The 15,270-nt window shown below is 74.3% G+C and carries 11 protein-coding genes and 1 pseudogene; 11 read left to right on the top strand and 1 reads right to left on the bottom strand.

The window, feature by feature from the left end; all coding sequences use genetic code 11:
* The 11 genes and pseudogenes from AB8Z75_RS21195 to AB8Z75_RS21145 form a co-directional block, all read left to right on the top strand.
* A pseudogene (locus AB8Z75_RS21195) lies at positions 1 to 393 on the top strand (hypothetical protein); the annotation flags it as partial.
* A 403-nt stretch (positions 394 to 796) separates the two neighbouring features.
* Positions 797 to 1,279, top strand: coding sequence for a CarD family transcriptional regulator (locus AB8Z75_RS21190; RefSeq protein WP_016472332.1), 483 nt, complete (start codon positions 797 to 799; stop codon positions 1,277 to 1,279).
* 318 nt (positions 1,280 to 1,597) lie between these two features.
* On the top strand, positions 1,598 to 2,377 hold the full coding sequence (gene ispD, locus AB8Z75_RS21185; RefSeq protein WP_369204306.1) for a 2-C-methyl-D-erythritol 4-phosphate cytidylyltransferase: 780 nt from the start codon (positions 1,598 to 1,600) through the stop codon (positions 2,375 to 2,377).
* Positions 2,367 to 2,885, top strand: a complete 519-nt coding sequence (gene ispF, locus AB8Z75_RS21180; protein WP_369204304.1) for a 2-C-methyl-D-erythritol 2,4-cyclodiphosphate synthase — start codon at positions 2,367 to 2,369, stop codon at positions 2,883 to 2,885. Before ispD ends, ispF begins: the two co-directional genes overlap by 11 nt.
* A 275-nt stretch (positions 2,886 to 3,160) precedes the next feature.
* Entirely contained in the window at positions 3,161 to 3,742 is a 582-nt protein-coding gene (locus AB8Z75_RS21175) for a GNAT family N-acetyltransferase (RefSeq protein ID WP_369204312.1), read from the top strand.
* A 27-nt stretch (positions 3,743 to 3,769) separates the two neighbouring features.
* The gene (locus AB8Z75_RS21170) at positions 3,770 to 5,359 is read left to right on the top strand and encodes an ABC transporter substrate-binding protein (RefSeq protein ID WP_369204302.1); all 1,590 of its coding nucleotides are present in this window, start codon (positions 3,770 to 3,772) and stop codon (positions 5,357 to 5,359) included.
* A 202-nt stretch (positions 5,360 to 5,561) separates the two neighbouring features.
* Entirely contained in the window at positions 5,562 to 7,343 is a 1,782-nt protein-coding gene (locus AB8Z75_RS21165; protein ID WP_369204310.1) for an ABC transporter permease subunit, read from the top strand.
* Between the two features lie 59 nt (positions 7,344 to 7,402).
* A complete protein-coding gene (locus tag AB8Z75_RS21160) occupies positions 7,403 to 8,689 on the top strand; it encodes an MFS transporter (RefSeq protein WP_369204308.1) in 1,287 nt (428 codons plus the stop codon).
* Positions 8,690 to 8,767: 78 nt separating this feature from the next.
* Positions 8,768 to 10,168, top strand: coding sequence for a cysteine--tRNA ligase (gene cysS, locus AB8Z75_RS21155; RefSeq protein ID WP_369204300.1), 1,401 nt, complete (start codon positions 8,768 to 8,770; stop codon positions 10,166 to 10,168).
* Between the two features lie 382 nt (positions 10,169 to 10,550).
* On the top strand, positions 10,551 to 11,477 hold the full coding sequence (gene rlmB, locus AB8Z75_RS21150) for a 23S rRNA (guanosine(2251)-2'-O)-methyltransferase RlmB (RefSeq protein ID WP_369204298.1): 927 nt from the start codon (positions 10,551 to 10,553) through the stop codon (positions 11,475 to 11,477).
* A 254-nt stretch (positions 11,478 to 11,731) separates the two neighbouring features.
* Complete coding sequence (locus AB8Z75_RS21145) at positions 11,732 to 13,885, top strand: DoxX family protein (protein WP_369204296.1); 2,154 nt, start codon at positions 11,732 to 11,734, stop codon at positions 13,883 to 13,885.
* A gap of 545 nt (positions 13,886 to 14,430) precedes the next feature.
* On the opposite strand, the gene AB8Z75_RS21140 is transcribed toward AB8Z75_RS21145, so the two are convergent.
* Complete coding sequence (locus AB8Z75_RS21140; protein ID WP_369204294.1) at positions 14,431 to 15,150, bottom strand: NDP-sugar synthase; 720 nt, start codon at positions 15,148 to 15,150, stop codon at positions 14,431 to 14,433.
* Between the last annotated feature and the right edge of the window lie 120 nt (positions 15,151 to 15,270).

Here is a 15,270-nt window from a genome sequence, read left to right as displayed (position 1 = left end):
CGCCTACCCGTCGCCGTCGCCGTCACCGTCACTGTCGCCGACCGCCGACCGCCGACCGCCGACCGCCGACCGCCGACCGCCGACCGCCGACCGCCGACCGCCTGCCGCCGACCGCCTGCCGTCGCCGACCGCCTACCCGTCCCCGTCGCCGTCGCCGACCGTCTACCCGTCGCCGACGCCGCCTCCGACCGTCTACCCGTCGCCGACGCCGACCGCCTCTCCGTCAGACAGGCGGGTGGCCGGCCCCTCCGCCTGATGCCGCCCGGCACCCCTGGGCTGTCCGCCCGGCGCCCGGTGCCCGCGCGGGTACCAGCGGGCCACGGGCCCGCGGCCCGTGCCCGCGGGCCTGCGCCCCGCGGCCCGTGGCCGCGAATAGCCGTCTGCGGCGGATAGCCGCAGGGGCCTCCGTACGAGGTCGGGGCGGTGTTCGGGTGGGCTCCGTACGGGGGATTCCGGGGAATGCGAGAGGTTGATGAAGAATTGATCAACAGGTTCTTACACCGCCATTGATCAATTCTTGGGAAAGCCGGAAGACCGTACGAAGAGGCTGCTCCCTACAGCCGGACAAATCGGGCGCGATGGACGTGTCGTGAGTCCCTTGCGGAGGCCGATCGTCCTCGTTTCCGAAGGTGGGCAGAACCGCTCCCACCTGCGAATACCCGCTTGCATTGGCCGCCCGCAGCACGATAGAGGGCTGCTTGTCAAGCCCTGAGATGTGCCCTGACCTGCGAAAACGCCATTCAGAAGACGTCGTTGCCGTGTTACCCTGGATAGCCACGGAAGGGGTACCTGACACATGACGTTCAAGGTTGGCGACACCGTGGTCTATCCCCATCACGGGGCCGCGCTGATCGAGGCTATCGAAACTCGCCAGATCAAAGGCGTGGACAAGACCTACTTGGTTCTGAAGGTTGCGCAGGGCGATTTGACGGTGCGCGTGCCGGCGGACAATGCGGAGTTCGTGGGTGTACGTGACGTCGTCGGTTCGGACGGGCTGGACAGGGTCTTCGAGGTGCTCCGCGCGCCGTATGCCGAGGAGCCGACCAACTGGTCCCGCCGCTACAAGGCGAATCTCGAGAAGCTCGCGTCCGGCGATGTGATCAAGGTGGCCGAGGTTGTGCGCGACCTGTGGCGCCGGGAGCGCGAGCGAGGCCTCTCCGCAGGAGAGAAGCGGATGCTGGCCAAGGCCCGCCAGATCCTGGTGAGCGAACTGGCCCTGGCGGAGAACACGAACGAGGACAAGGCCGAGGCGCTCCTCGACGAGGTTCTCGCTTCCTGACCCACGGACTGTCCCACCGGACGGACGCACTGTCCCACCGGACGGAATGCTCCAGCGGACTGCTCGCAGTCCCGCGATGCCGCGGTGCCCGGATGACATCAGTCGTCGCCGGGCGCCGCGGCATATGTGGTGATATGGGCCGACGCCGTCCGACGGGCGGCCGGGTCTGACGTGCCGGGCCCGGGCTGCACACTCGACCGGTGTTCACGGAAGGGCTCGATCGAGTGGTCGCGCCCGGCACTACCTCCAACCTACGGTCGGGGTACCCCCTGGCCATACCCACCCCGGCTGAGGACACAAACCCTGAACGCGCTACCGATGTCAATCGATTCCACAGACTCCGCCCCGTCCGCCGACCCGCGCCCCACCGGTGACGCCGGCCCCCGTACCGCCGTGGTGATCCCCGCCGCCGGCAGGGGCGTACGGCTCGGCCCGGGGGCGCCCAAGGCGCTGCGTGAGCTGGGCGGTACGCCCATGCTCATCCACGCCGTCCGGGCGACGGCGCGGGCCCGCGCCGTCGAACTGGTCGTCGTCGTCGCACCGCCCGACGGTGCCCCGGAGGTCCGCGCCCTGCTGGACGCGCACGAGCTGACCGACGTCACCGTCGTTCCCGGCGGCGACACCCGCCAGGACTCCGTGCGCCTCGGCCTCGCCGCACTGCCCGGGACGGTCGAGACGGTGCTCGTCCACGACGCGGCCCGGCCCCTCGTCCCGCACGAGACGGTCGACTCCGTCGTCGCCGCCGTGCGCGACGGTGCGCCCGCGGTGGTGCCCGCGCTGCCCGTCACCGACACCGTCAAGCAGGTGGAGCCGCGCACCGGCGCGGAGCCCGAGCCGGTCACCGGCACCCCCGACCGGGCCCGCCTGCGCGCCGTGCAGACCCCGCAGGGCTTCGCCCGCAAGGTCCTGGCTCAGGCGCACGCCCGGCTGGCACCCGAGGGCGAGGGCGCCACCGACGACGCCGGCATGGTCGAACGGCTCGGCGTCGAGGTCGTCGTCGTACGCGGCCACGAGGAGGCCTTCAAGGTGACCCGCCCCCTCGACCTGGTCCTGGCGGAGGCGGTACTGACACGCAGGAAGGCGAACGTTGAGTACTGAACGCACCGCTGAGCACACCGGGCGCCCCGCCCTCCTCCCCCTCGTCGGCATCGGTACCGACGTGCACGCGTTCGAGGAAGGCCGCGAGCTGTGGTGCGGCGGCCTGCTGTGGGAGGGCGAACCGTACGGACTCGCCGGGCACTCCGATGGGGACGTCGCCGCCCACGCGGCCTGCGACGCGCTGTTCTCCGCCGCGTCCATGGGCGACCTCGGCGCGCACTTCGGCACCGGCAGGCCCGAGTGGTCCGGCGCCTCCGGCGTCACCCTCCTCTCCGAGGCCGCGCGCCTCGTGCGCGACGGCGGCTTCGAGATCGGGAACGTCGCCATCCAGGTCATCGGCGTCCGTCCGAAGATCGGCAAACGCCGTGCGGAGGCGGCTGCCGCCCTGACCGCCGCCGTCGGTGCCCCCGTCTCCGTCGCGGGCACCACCACGGACGGGCTCGGCCTCACCGGCCGCGGTGAGGGCCTGGCGGCCCTGGCCACCGCGCTCGTCCTCCCCACCCCCTGACCGGACCGCCGCTGCCTGCCCCCTCGCGGTGGCGTGCCGGGCAGTTCTGTCAGGCGGGTCGGGCGATAGGGGCGGCCCCTGCCGTTCCGCCGCAGCGGCGGGGTCCCCGGCGAACGTGCGCGGCGTTGCGAGGCGGCCGTCACCGGCCGGCTGCCATGGGGTGCGCATGCTCTGGGTGCGGTGGTTCGGTTGCCGCCGGTCGCGTCGTATGGGGCCCCGATGCGGTGGGTGCGTTGTTGCGACTCGGTCGCAGTTACAGTTGAGGCGTGTCTTCGATGTCTTACGTCTTGCGTACCGCCGCTCCCGCCGATGTCGACGCCGCGCGCAGCGTCATGCTGGACACCGTCTACGGGGACCTGCGGTCGGGGTATGTGCCGCGCTGGCACCGGGACATCATCGACGTCGAGGGAACGTATCTGCGTCCGCGTCGCCGTACGCTGCTCGTCGCGGTCGACGAGGCGAGCGGCGAGGTCGTGGGGACGGGCGCGGTCCGTGACCAGGGCCCGCAGGCGCCGCCGAATCCGCCGTGGATCGCGGAGCGTTTCCCTTCGCGGAGCACCGCGCAGCTGTGCAGGATCTATGTGCGGCCGACGCACCGCCGTCTGGGGATCGCCCGGGCGATGGTGCGGGAGCTGTCGGCGTTCGTCGCGGACGCGGGCGGTTACGAGGCCGTCTATCTGCACACGGACCCGGCGGTGCCGGGGGCCGAGCCGTTCTGGCGGTCGTTGGCGACGGTTGTCTGCGACGAGCGGGAGCTGCCGGGCGGGGGGCAGGGCATCGTCCACTTCGAGTTGCCGGTTCCGGTGCCCTCGGCGGGAGAGCCCGCGGGTGTCCCGCTGACCGCCACCGCTTGTTGAAAATCGCTTCCAGGTAGAGTCCGACCCATGCCCCACATACGCCGCGCCGCCGCCAGGCCAGGCCGCCGCGCCGCCGCCAGGCCGAACCGCCGCGCCGCCCAGGCGCACCGCCGTGCCGCCACGGCGGTGCCCCCCACCGCCGTGCTCCTCACCGTCGTGGGCGCGCTGACCCTCACCGCCTGCGGTGGCGGGAACAGCGGCTCCTCCGGTGACCGGCTGCGGGTCTCCATGGCGTTTCCGCCGGCCCAGGCGATGTCCCCGTACGGGGACGACGCGGTCACTCTCAGCAGACTGTCCGTCATCGAGGGGCTGACCAGGCTGGATGCCTCGGGTGAGGCGAAGCCCGCGCTGGCGACGTCGTGGAAGTCCTCCCAGGGGGACCGCACGTGGACGTTCCAGCTGCGCGAGGCCCGTTTCCAGGACGGGAAGAAGGTGACCGCCGAGGCGGCGGCCCGCTCCCTGACGGCGGCCACGAAGGCCTCCCCGCAGCCGCGCGTGCTCAGCGACGCGGGGAAGCTGTCCGCGCGGGCGAAGGACGCGGACACGGTGACCGTGACCAGCAGCGAGCCGGACGCGCTGCTGCCCCAGCGGCTGGCCAACCCCTCCCTCGCGGTGCTGTCGCCGCAGGCGTACGGCAAGGGCGGCAAGGTGACCGTCGCGGGGCATGCGACGGGCCCGTTCACGCTGACGAAGGTCGAGGGCACGGTCAGCGCGAAGCTGGACCGCTACAACGGCTACTGGGGCGGCAGGGCGAAGGCGTCCGGCGTGGACGTGACGTTCACGGCGAACGGCACGACCCGCGCCAACGCGCTGCGCGCCGGCAGCACCGACATCGCCGAGTACGTGCCGGTCTCGCAGGCGTCGGTGCTGAAGAAGAACCAGGTGCACGAGGTGCCCACCGCGCGGACCAACAGCCTGTACATGAACACCGAGCGCGGGCCGCTGAAGGATCCGCGCCTGCGCGCCGCCGCCCGTGCGGCCATCGACAGCAAGGCCCTGATCAAGGGCGTCTACGAGGGGTACGCGGACGAGCCGGAGGGGCTGCTCGGACCCGGTGTGAAGTGGGCGCGGGACAAGCGGGTGCCGGTCGAGGGCCGGGCGAAGGCCGCGTCCGAGGCACAGGTGAAGAAGGCGCCGACGATCACGCTCGCCACCTACACCAACCGCCCCGAGCTGCCGGAGGTCGTCACCGCGCTCCAGCAGCAGTTCGAGAAGGCGGGGTTCAAGGTCAAGCAGGTGGTGCGCGACTACGCGCGGATGGAGGCGGACGCGCTCGCGGGCAAGTACGACGTCTTCGTCCAGGCACGCAACACGCTGCTCGACACCGGTGACCCGGTCTCGTACATGGAGTCCGACTTCACCTGCAAGGGTTCGTTCAACATGTCGCAGCTGTGCGACGAGGACGTCGACAAGGCCGTCGCCAAGGCGGCCGGTACCGAGGACACGGCCGCCCGGCAGCGCGCGGAGATGGCGGCCGAGGCGAAGATCCTGCGGACCGACGCGGTGGTGCCGCTGCTGCACGAGCGCTTCATCCAGGGCGTCGCCGACGACGTCGAGGGGGTCTCCTTCGACCCGATGGAGCGCACGTTGGTCACCGCCGACACCCACCGCGGGTGAGCCGCGCGTGAGACGCGTGGGCACGACCCCTCGGGCGGCGGCCGAGGACACGACGGGAACGGATGCTCGGAGGCACGCCCGTGCGACCGGCGCCGCACGCGGACTCCGCGCTCCGTCGGGACGGGACCTTTCCGCTCCGCCCCGCCGAGGCCTTTCCGCTCCGTCGGGGCGAGGGCTCCCCGGCGGCCGGTCCGTGCGGGGGCTGACGGTCTGGGCGGGGCGCGTCCTCGCGGCGCTCGGGGTCCTCCTCGTCATCGGGCTGCTGCCCTGGCTGACGCGCACCGATCCGGCCCGCACGATCCTGCACGCGCGCTACGCCGACCGCGCGCCCACGCCCGACGCGCTGGCCGCCATCCGCGCGGAGACCGGACTGGACGCGGGGCCGCTGCGGCTGCTCGCCGACTGGGCCTCGGGGGTGGCGCACGGCGACTTCGGCACCTCCTGGGTGTCGGGGCAGCCGGTGCGCCCCGACGTGTTCGCGGCGCTCGGCGTCTCGCTGACGCTCATGGGCGTCTCCCTCGCCGTGGCCGTGCTGCTGGCGACGGCGCTCGGCTTCCGCACCCTGGTGGCGGGGGCGCGCGGAACCGGCCGCAAGCGCCCCACCGCGCGCGTCGGAGCGCTCGGTGCGGTGCTGGCGGCGCTGCCGGAGTTCCTGCTCGCGGCGGTCCTCGCGACGGTCTTCGCGGTGCGGCTCGGCTGGTTCCCGCCCCTGGGCTGGGGCGGCGAGACCCCCGTGGCCACCGCCGTGCTGCCCGCGCTCGCCATGGGCATCCCCGCGGGCGCCCTGCTGGGGCGGCTGCTCGACGACGCGCTGCCCGGCGCCTTCGCCGAGGAGTGGGTCCGCACGAACGTCGCCTACGGCGTCCCGCCCCGGCGCGTCGCCCGGCACGCGCTGCGCCGTGTACTGCCGCCGCTGCTGCCGCAGTTCGGGTTCGTCGTCGTCGGCCTCACGGGCGGCGCCGTCGCCGTCGAGACCCTCTTCGCCATCCCGGGGCTCGGCGGGACGGCGCTCAAGGCAGCCCTCGCCCAGGATCTGCCCGTCCTCCAGGCCTGCGTCCTGCTGCTGCTCGCGCTGGGGCTGGCCGTCGGCGCCGGTGTGCGGGGAGTGCGGCGCGCCGCACTCGGCCCCGCGCTGGACGCCGGGGCGCTGCCCGCGCTCCGCCGCCCCCGGCTGCCTCCCGCACGCGCCCTGGTCTGGTCGGCCGGTGTGCTGGCGGCCCTGCTGGCGGCCACCGTCGTCTACGGCATGACCCGCGACCCGCTGCACGTCGACACCGCGGCCCGGCTCGCCGCACCCAGCGCGGCGCACCCGCTGGGCACCGACGCGCTCGGCCGCGACCTCCTCGCCAGGATCGGTCACGGCGCCGCCCGGACCGCGCTGACGGCCGTGGCGGTCGCCGCCGTCACCCTCGTCGCCGGGGTGGCGCTCGGGGCGCTGACGCGCTGGACGGAGGGCCTGCGGGAGGTCGTCAACGCCCTCCCGCCGGTCATCGCCGGACTGGTCGTCGCGGGTATCGCAGGACCCGGCGCTCTCGGCGCGGCCGCTGCCGTCGCCGTCGTCGCCTGGGCGCCGCTGGCCGCCCACACCGCCGCGCTGTACGAGCAGGAGCGCGCCGCCGCCCACGTCGAGGGCGCCGTCGCGCTGGGCGCGGGACGGTGGCATCTGCTGCGCCGCCACGTACTGCCCGGTGTGCTGACCCCGGTCGTCCGTCACGCGCTCCTCCGTGTCCCCGCGCTGGCGCTGGCCCTCGCCTCCCTCGGCTTCCTGGGCCTGGGCGCCGAACCGCCCGCCCCCGAGTGGGGCCGCATGCTCTCGGAGAACATGCCGTACGCCGAGCGCGCCCCCTGGGCCGTCCTCGCTCCCGCCGCGGGGCTCGCGGTGGTCGGCGTCCTGGCCGTGGCGGCAGGCCCGCTGGCCTCCGCGGTGCGGAGGAAAGCGAAACCGCGGGGGCCGGGCGGGCCCCGTGAGGATGAGGTTTCGTGACCCGGGTGCGCCGCCGCACCCGGGCCGCACGGCGGAGCGCGGGCCGGCCCCGAACCTCCCTGGGCTCGCTGGGCGACATACGGGCTCTGCCACCCTTCGTGCGGCTGCTCGCCGGCACGCAGCTGGCGTTCAACGTCGGCTTCTTCGCCGTCCTGCCCTACCTGGCCGAGCACTTGGGCGGTGCGCTGGACATGGGGGGCTGGCTGGTCGGTCTCGTGCTGGGGCTGCGGACGTTCAGCCAGCAGGGGCTGTTCGTCGTCGGGGGCGCGCTCACCGACCGGTACGGGCCGCGCCCCGTGGTGCTGGCCGGATGCGTCCTGCGTATCGCCGGTTTCCTGTGGCTGGGGTACGCGCAGCAGACCGCCTCCGTGATCGCGGCGGTGCTGTGCGTCGGGTTCGCGGCTGCTCTCTTCTCACCCGCCGTCGAGTCGGAGACGGCACGCCAGGCCGTACGCCACGAGCAGGCCACCGGGCACCCGCGGGCCCGCACGCTCGCGGTCTTCTCCGCCTCGGGCCAGGCCGGTGCCTTCCTCGGCCCGCTGCTGGGCTCGCTCCTGCTGCTGGCCGACTTCCGTACCGCCTGCCTCGCGGGCGCCGTCGTCTTCGTCGCCGTCCTGGCGGGCCACTGGCGCTGGATGCCGCGCGGGCGACCCGAGCCGGAGGCGGGATCCGTGCGCGGCGCCGCGGCGGACGGCGCTCACCGTTCGGCAGGGCGGTCACGGCAGCACGGCGGCGCCCTGCGGGCCACCGTCCGCAACGGTCCCTTCCTGCTCCTCTGTCTCGCCTACAGCACCTATCTCCTCGCCTACAACCAGCTCTACCTCGCCCTCCCCGAGGAGGTCGTACGGGCGACGGGATCGCAGGGCGCCCTCGGCTGGCTGTTCGCGCTCTCCTCGCTCCTCGTCGTGTGCGCGCAGCTGCCCGTCACGCGGGCGGTGGGGGAGCGGATGAGCCACCGTGCGGCGCTGTGCGCGGGGCTGGCCGTCGTGGCGGCGGGTTTCCTGACGGTGGCGGCCCTCGCGCCGTTCGGCCTGACGGACGCGGTCGGTCTGGTACCGGCCGCGGTCTACGTGCTGGCGCTCACGCTCGGCCAGATGCTGGCCGTCCCCGCGGCCCGCGCCCTGGTGACCGAACTGGTGGCCGAGGAGCGGCTCGGCTTCAGCATGGGCGCCCTCTCGTCGGCCGCGGGCGCTGTCGTACTGGGAGGCAGCGCCGCGACGGGTGCCCTGTTCGGCGCGCACCTCGGCCCGGCCGCCGTCTGGTCGGCGCTGGCGTGCGTCCCGCTGCTGGGCGTCGTCGCGGGACGCGCGGTCCGGAGGCGCGACGCCGGCGGCCGAGCGGTCTGAGGGGGCGACGGAGCCGGTGGAGGGGTGCGTCCCCGGGAGGGGCACGGGGGCCCGCCGCGGGCTACTACCCTTGGCCCCGTGACTCTTCGCCTGTACGACACCAGCGCCCGGCAGATCCGCGATTTCAGCCCGCTCGAGCCCGGCTGTGTCTCGATCTACCTGTGTGGCGCCACCGTGCAGGCCGCCCCGCACATCGGGCACATCCGGTCGGGCCTGAACTTCGACATCATGCGCCGCTGGTTCGCCTACCGCGGCTACGCGGTGACGTTCGTCCGCAACGTCACCGACATCGACGACAAGATCATCGCGAAATCCGCCGAACAGGGGCGCCCCTGGTGGGCGATCGGCTACGCGAACGAACGCGCCTTCAACGCCGCCTACGACGCCCTCGGCTGCCTGCCCCCCACGAACGAGCCGCGCGCCACGGGACACATCCCCGAGATGGTCGAGATGATGCGGGTCCTCATCGACCGCGGCCACGCCTACGCCGCCGACGGCAACGTCTATTTCGACGTCCGCTCCTTCCCCTCGTACCTGGGCCTGTCCAACCAGGAGCTCGACAACCTCCGCCAGCCGGCGGGCGAGGGCGAGACGGGCAAGCGCGATCCCCGCGACTTCGCCATGTGGAAGGCCGCCAAGCCCGGTGAACCGTTCTGGGAGACGCCCTTCGGCCCCGGCCGCCCCGGCTGGCACCTGGAGTGCTCCGCGATGGCGCACAAGTACCTCGGCCGCACCTTCGACATCCACGGCGGCGGCGTCGATCTCGTCTTCCCCCACCACGAGAACGAGATCGCGCAGTCCCGCGCCTTCGGCGACGAGTTCGCCCGCTACTGGGCGCACAACGCCTGGGTCACCATGAGCGGCGAGAAGATGAGCAAGTCGCTGGGCAACTCGGTCCTGGTCAGCGAGATGGTCAAGCAGTGGCGTCCGCTCGTCCTGCGGTACTACCTCGGGGGCCCGCACTACCGCTCCACCATCGAGTACAGCCCGGAGTCCCTGCGCGAGGCCGACGCGGCGTTCGCCCGTATCGAGGGCTTCCTCCAGCGCGGGGTCGAGCTCGCCGGCGACGTGGCGCCGGCCGAACGCGTGCCCGACGCGTTCGCCGAGGCCATGGACGACGACTTCGCCGTGCCGCAGGCGCTGGCCGTCGTCCACACCACCGTCCGGCAGGGGAACGCCGCGCTGGGCGAGGGCGACAAGGCCGCCGTCGCCACGGCGGTCGCCGAGGTGCGGGCCATGCTCGGCGTCCTGGGGATGGACCCCCTCGACCCGTCGTGGTCCGGCGGCTCCTCGCAGGCGGGGGCCTACCTGCACTCCGTGGTGGACTCGCTGGTCGGGCTCGTGCTCCAGCAGCGGCAGGCCGCCCGGCAGCGCAAGGACTACGCCGCGGCCGACGCCCTCCGTGACGACCTCCAGCGCGCCGGCCTGACGATCGAGGACACCCCCTCGGGTCCCCGCTGGGAGCTGACGACGGACTGAGGAGGCCCGCGGCGGCGGTCCCGGTGGCCCCGGCGGTCCCGGTGGCCCCGGTGGTCCCGGCGGTCCCGGTGGGAGCGGTGGTCCCGGCGGGAGCGGTGGGAGCGGCCTGTGTGGGGTCGCGCCGCCGCGGGAGCGGTTCCGGGTGGCAGCGGCCCGCCGGGGGCGGTCTCCGCGCGAACTCCGGGTGCTCCGCGTGAGCGGGGAACGTGAGCGGGGAACGTGAGCGAGGCCGGGCCGGGCGCGAGTACCGGTACCGTTGACAGGCCGTACGTACATCCGAACCGCGACCGCGACCGCGAACCCGCGGCGCGCTCCGCACCGCGCGCCGTCTCGTGGCCGTGGCCGCGACCCGCACCGTCAACGTGAGCAAGGTAGGTACCCCATGCCCGGGAAGAAGAAGGGCCCGCAGGTCGGCAGCGGAGGACAGCGCCGCCGAGGCCTGGAGGGCAAGGGCCCCACGCCGCCCGCCGAGATGCGCAAGGGCCACGCCAAGCAGCGCGCCGCGCAGGCGAAGGCGCGCCGTGCCCAGGGCCGTCCGCAGCGCGGCGGCCCGCGGGGCGGCAAGGGCACCTCCGAACTGGTCGTGGGCCGCAACTCCGTGGTGGAGGCCCTCAGCGAGGGCGTCCCGGCGAACGCCCTCTACGTCCAGCAGTTCATCGACAACGACGACCGGGTCCGCGAGGCGGTCCGCGTCGCGGGTGACCGGGGCGGCATCCGGCTGGTCGAGGCCCCCAGGCCGGAGCTGGACCGGATGACGAACGGCCTCAACCACCAGGGCCTGGTCCTGCAGGTGCCGCCGTACGAGTACGCGCACCCCGAGGACCTGGCTGCCGCAGCGTTCGACAACGGTGAGGACCCGCTGATCGTCGCGCTCGACGGGGTGACCGACCCGCGCAACCTGGGCGCCGTCGTCCGCTCCGCCTCCGCGTTCGGCGGGCACGGTGTGGTCGTTCCCGAGCGCCGTGCGGCGGGGATGACGGCGGGGGCGTGGAAGACGTCGGCCGGCACCGCGGCGCGTACGCCGGTGGCGCGCGCCACCAACCTCACCCGTGCGCTGGAGTCGTACCAGAAGGCGGGCCTGACGGTGATCGGTCTGGCCGCGGACGGGGACGTCGAACTCGGGGACGTCGCCGCGCTCGACGGACCGCTCGTGGTCGTCGTCGGCAGCGAGGGCAAGGGCCTGTCCCGGCTGGTGGGGGAGACGTGCGACCTGCGCGTGCGCATCCCGATGCCGGGCGGCGCCGAATCGCTGAACGCGGGTGTCGCGGCGGGCGTCGTCCTCTACGAGGCGGCACGGCGGCGCGCCTGACCCGGGCGCGCGGTGCCGGCGGGCACGTGGTGCCGCCGGCGTGTGGTGCCACGGGGCATGCCACCGGGCGTGTGGTGCTACGTGGCATGCCGCCGGGCGTGTGGTGTCACTGGGCGTGGGGTGCCACCGGGCGTGGGGTGCCACTGGCACGGGGCGCGCGCTCTGGCGGCTGCCGGGGGCCGATGATCACTTGACGGGCCTCCGACAGATCGGGGTGGTCAAGGCAGTGTCCTAACCGTCCGTCACTCGGTTAGATGAGTGTGGACACCAGAACACCCCGCGCACCCGGCGCTTCGGGCCGCGGCTCTGGGCACAGCCCAGGGGGAAGCCCCCGCGGTTTCTTCGACGACGAGCCGGTGCTGAGCACGGTCAAGGTCCCGTCCGACCCCGCTGAGGTGGTCGTCAATCACGCGAGTTTCCGAGTACGGCTCGGTGCGTCCTCGACGGCGCCGACCGCCTACTCCTCCTCCGTAGCCGCGCGCGCCGCCCTGGCGTCCGCGGCCTCCGCCGCGTCCCTCACGCCCGCCACCGCCGTCGCCGTCGGAGCCACTTCCCCGGCGGCCGGTGCGGGAGTGGCCGGCGGGGGAGCGGCCGGTGCGGGAAGCGGAGCCGGAAGCGGCCCCGCGTTCGAGGACACCGAGCCCCTCCCGGTCGCCGCCGGAGGCGGACCGGCCGGCATGGCCCGCCGCTCCGGCGCCGCCGGCTCCGTGGGGTCCCCCGGCGCCGCACGGGCGGCGCGCCGCCGCACGCCCGTGGTGTGGAGCGGCGGCGCCGAGCCGGACGACACCGGCGCCACGAAGGTGATCCAGGCAGCCCGCACCGCCGGGCTCGTCGGCTTCGCGGGCCCCGCGGGCACCGAGTCCGACCCCTCGTCCACGCAGACGCTCCCTCGCGTCGACGGCGCGCCCTCGCGCGGTGGCGCGGGCGGCGGCCCCGCCACCGTCGTCGGCCCGCCCCGCGGCCCCCAGCCGTCCGAGAGCGGCCGGCCCGTCCCACCCGGCGGCGCGCCGCTGCCGCCGCAGGGCGAACCGCTGCTCAAGGGCGTACGCCCGGCGCGCGGCGCTTTCGACGACGAGTACGACGACCACGGCGGCTCCGCCGGCCACACCGGCCGGATCACCACCGTCGACCACCGTGACCGTGGGCCTCACGGGCCTCACGGGCCTCACGGGCCTCACGGGCCTCACGACGGTGCCGACACCGGTGCGCTGACCACCATCGGCTACCCGGATCCCTACGACGAGGCCGCCGAGGACCGCAGCGCGGACACCGGCGGCCGACGGCGCCGCGACGCCGTGCGGCACGCCTACTACCCCGGGCGCCGCATGAACCTCGGCGTCGTCCTCCTCCCGCTGCGCGTCTTCCTCGGCCTCATCACCGTCTACGCCGGGATGGGCAAACTCTGCGACCCCGTCTACTTCGACGGCGGCGAACGCGGCTCCATGGTCACCTGGCTGCGCTCCCTCGAACCGTGGACGATCGCCTCCCCGCTGCGCGACTTCGCCCTGGCGCACCCGGTCGGCGCGGGACTCACCGTGGCGTTCCTCCAGGTGATCGTCGGCGTGCTGACGATCTTCGGTCTGTGGCAGCGGGTCGCCGCCGGCCTCGGCGCACTCCTGTCGGCAGCCCTCCTGATGACGGTCAGCTGGAGCTCGGTCCCCGCATACGAGGCGCCCGACATCATCTACCTCGCGGCCTGGAGCCCGCTGATCATCGCGGGCGCCCCGGTCTTCTCCGTCGACGGCCGACTCGCGAGCGAGGCCTGGCGCAAGCTCGGCCCCCGCGTCTCCCTGTGGGACCTGCGCCGCCGCGTGCTGCGCCGGGGCACCCTCGTCGCGACGGTGATCGTCGGCCTGGCCCTGCTCGTCGGCTCGCTGCTGGGCAGCGCCGTACGCTCCTCCCAGACGACCACACTCCCGGGCCGCGGTGAGACACCCACCAACCGGTTGCCCGGCTCGCCGATGCCCCGGACCCCGGGCGAGGGTGCCGGCACGGGCCAGGCCACCCAGGGACCGGACGGCGGCGCGAACGGGCGGCACGGGGACGCGGACACCCGCCGCAAGGACCGCAACCCCTCCGCGAACGAGACCCGGCCGGGCGAAGGCCGGGCCACCAGCGGCCCGGAGTCCACCCCGAGTCAGGGCCGGACGCAGGGCACGGCCCAGGGCGCCCAGCAGGGCACCACCCCCGGCACCCAGGAGGGCACCACCGCACCGCCCCAGCAGCAACAGCAGCCGCAGCAGCCGCAAGCGACGACGGGCAGCGGAAGCGCCGGCAACGGCCTCTCCCGCCAGTCCTCCCCCTCGGGCGGCACCTCGTCGTCCGGCTCCGGCGGCGGCACCTCCGCCTCCGGCGGTGGCAGCAGCGGTGGCGGACGCGGCGCGTTGGGCGGCCTGCTGGGCCGCTGACAGCCCGCAGGCCTGGCAGGCCCGCTTGCCAGGCCGCCTGGCGGGGCCGCCTGGCGGGGTCCGCTTGGCAGGGCTCGCCTGGCAGGTCCGTCGGCCTGGCAGGCATGGTGCCTGCCGCCGGACAGACGTGAGGCCGTCGGCTTCCCCCGGACGTTCCCGGGGAGGAGCCGACGGCCTCACGCGTGGAGTTCTGCACGCGATCGCGCCATGCGGAGCTGGGGTGCGCTTCTGGAGGCGTGCGCGCTGGGTGCGCCGGGTGGCGTCCTGGTGTGGGGCGCGCGTGTGCTGGACGGCGGTGCTTCTGGCGGCGCGCTGACGGCTGCCCGCGGGGCGGTTGTGGCCCCTCAGCGGCCCGTGACAGGGGCACTGCTGGAACGCCGAGGCGGTCAGTGCTGCGAGCCGTCGTGAGCCGTCATGAGTCGTCGTGAGCCGTCGTGGGCTGCCGTGAGCCGCTGCGGGTAGCTGCTTGTCAGTCGCTGTGGGCAAGCTACCTGGGGGCCCGTGAGCGGACCTGTGCGTCGCCGTCAGCGCCTGGGTAGTCGCCGTCAGCCACCGTGCTCGCCGGCGAGTTCCCTGGCCGCTTCCGTCAGGTCCTTCGCGGTGTCGATGGCCCGCCAGTACGAACGCTGGGGGAGCGGGTAACCGGCCAGTGCCCGCTCGCGGGCCAGCCGGGGAAAAGTGGTGCGCTCGTGGTCACCGCGCTCGGGCAGCAGCCCGGCGAACCGACGCGCGAAGACGTAGACACCCGCGTTGATCAGGTACGGGGAGGGCGGCGCCTCGATGAAGTCGAGGACGTGACCGAACTCGTCCGTCTCCACAGCGCCCCACGGGATACGCGGGCGGGCCAGCGCGAGCGTGGCCGTGGCATCGCGCTCGGCGTGGAACGCCGCCATCTCGCGCAACGAGAAGCGTGTCCAGATGTCCCCGTTCGTGGCGTACCACGGCTCGTCCGGCCGGGGCAGGGAGCGCGCCGCGAACTTCAGCCCGCCGCCCCGCCCGAGGGGCTCGGACTCGGTCACCGTCGTCACACGACAGGGGAGTTCGGCCTTGCCGAGCCACTCCTCGAGCACCTCGGCGAGGTGCCCCGAGGAGACGACGACGTCGGTGACGCCCTCGTCCGCGAGCCACGCCAACTGGTGGCCGATGATCGGCACTCCGGTGCCGGGGATCTCCACCATCGGCTTCGGACGGTCGTCGGTGTACGGCCGCAGCCGTGATCCCTGCCCACCGGCGAGGATCACGGCCTGGGTCGGATGCTGGGTCATGTGCCGCACCCTATGCGCGCGCGGCGCACACGCGCGCCGTCCGGACACCGGCGCCACCCCGACGGACAACCCCGAGCGCGGCGGGTCTGGCATCGGAGGGGAGGCGGGGCGGGGAAGGCC

Source organism: Streptomyces sp. PU-14G, assembly GCF_041028275.1.
In the GTDB taxonomy this organism is placed as follows: Bacteria; Actinomycetota; Actinomycetes; order Streptomycetales; family Streptomycetaceae; genus Streptomyces.
This window is presented reverse-complemented; position numbering and strand designations above follow the sequence as displayed.